The sequence below is a fragment of the Psychrobacter sp. C 20.9 genome, from assembly GCF_001921765.1.
In the GTDB taxonomy this organism is placed as follows: domain Bacteria; phylum Pseudomonadota; class Gammaproteobacteria; order Pseudomonadales; family Moraxellaceae; genus Psychrobacter; species Psychrobacter piscatorii_B.
Window position 1 is genome coordinate 1 of the sequence record NZ_MRYC01000034.1, and the last position, 1,975, is coordinate 1,975.

The window sequence follows — 1,975 nt, forward strand, 5'->3', positions numbered from 1 at the left end:
CTGCTTTAAATCGCTTTATGATTATGTTTGATGACCGTATCAGCAAGCATTTAATCTAAACGGCAGTTACACAGAATTCGGGATGGTCTCTTGTTACTACATAAGTGTTTTTATTAACCTATTATATTTTATATTGATCGACATTAAGTACCTCGCCTTTCCTAACTTTGCATCTAAGTTCAGATGGTTCAAAACTCGTAGTTTGCATAAAGTGTATGAGAAAAACAACCCAAGCATCTTGATAAACATAATCAGTATGTGGCTCATCATAGAGACAAAATTCTGCCCGTGTATCAAAAGGATCTTCTGAACCGTTATTAGGTCTAATAGCAAATAATTTATATAAGGTCGTATGCAAATTTTGCGTTATAGACTTACCATTCAGTCCTAAATTAACTTTTTTGACTACTTCTGATGGTTTCAATCTACCAACATTTGCAGCTTCTACTTTTATAGTTTTATCTTTTATAATTACGTTGAGCTTTTCGTATGCAGCTATATCTTCATCATTAAGAGAATCCCATTTTACAAACTCTATAGCCGCATCAGCCCTGTTAGTATTAGAAATTTTAGGAATCTGTACAAGTTTTATACTATACTCTATAGAGTTATACGTATTATCATTCAGCCTATTTCTATACTTCTGAATAAAAGTTATTATTTCAGATAAGTCTTTTGATAGTGCAGATTTATTAGCCTTTTCTTGTTGCTGTGAACGTATTTGAGAGAATTGAAGGCTATACACTAAAGCTTCGTTAATTGAGTAATTACTACCAAAAAATTCAATCAATTGACTTTCATAGTTAAACAATAAAGATTGACACTCACCAAATATTAAAGTATCTATCTCTCTCTTTTCTATGTGACGGTGTTCGATCTTATTTCTAAGCTTAATAAAGAAATCTAGATTAGATTCTACACCAGAAGTAAGCTTGCCATACTTTCTAATGTATGTAGTCAACTCCCATGCTTTTCTTTCACCATCTATTGTATCGTAGCGACCATTCTTTTTTTATAATAGTATTTATCACCTATAGTTGAATTGAAATAAGCATGAAATAATCTAGTCCATGCCATTATCATCATAGTGATAAATCCTTCACTACGGAATGTAGTTCTTGGTTTATTATATATTTCAACCCCTAAAAGAGCTGAGTCAATTGAAACATCAAGAATGGACTTAGTCTTTCCTTTACGTAATTTCAATCTAACTCCCTGATTTATATACGGTTTTATTTTTTCAAATATAGAACCAAAATCAATAATATAGCGACAAGTGCCTCATCATACAATTTTCTCTAATTATTGATAATTCAATATTTATAGAGAACCGAAATCAGCACTTTTAATAAACTTTAAGCTTATAGCCCTTAAGTTGAAATGAAAAAACCCTCTAACAATCAAGTTAAGGGGCTTTCAGAAATAAGGAGCTAATAACGACCTACTCTCGCACGACAGGGTTCAAACTATCATTAGCGCCAAGATACTTTAATTCTTACACCCATTTTTGTTACAGGTGATTCTTTGTGAACTACTAACCCAATGATCAGGATGTAGCTTAGTGTCAGAACCGCAACCAGTACGTCCGCCTTTAGTTCCGCTATGTACTTCGTTAGTAGGTGTATGTTTGACTGCCATTGCACTTCTCCATTTAAAGTAAAAAGAACAGTTATGTATAATAACTGAACTTAAGTATAGCCCAAAAAACTCTACGAAGTACAACCGAATTTTATTTCCTAAACTACATTCACATGAGTAAGTATCATTAATTTAGCAAAATAAAGCATAAAAAAGCCCCCTTAACAATTAAGTTAAGGGGGCTAATCAGGGATAGAGAGCTGACGATGACCTACTCTCACATGGGCGAACCACACTACCATTGGCGCAACGATGTTTCACTTCTGAGTTCGGGAAGGGATCAGGTGGGGCCATCGCGCTATTGTCGTCAGCAAAGGGGGTTAGATATGAGTCTGTT

At 33.9% G+C, this 1,975-nt stretch carries 2 protein-coding genes and 1 rRNA gene; all 3 read right to left on the reverse strand.

What is annotated here, in order from left to right; genetic code table 11:
• Positions 1-121: 121 nt before the first annotated feature.
• Positions 122-961, reverse strand: coding sequence for a DUF3644 domain-containing protein (locus BTW00_RS13675; RefSeq protein ID WP_075107864.1), 840 nt, complete (start codon positions 959-961; stop codon positions 122-124).
• Between the two features lie 23 nt (positions 962-984).
• A complete protein-coding gene (locus BTW00_RS13970; protein WP_143506627.1) occupies positions 985-1,206 on the reverse strand; it encodes a DUF3644 domain-containing protein in 222 nt (73 codons plus the stop codon).
• 630 nt (positions 1,207-1,836) lie between these two features.
• Positions 1,837-1,950: ribosomal RNA gene (gene rrf / locus BTW00_RS13685) — 5S ribosomal RNA — on the reverse strand.
• Between the last annotated feature and the right edge of the window lie 25 nt (positions 1,951-1,975).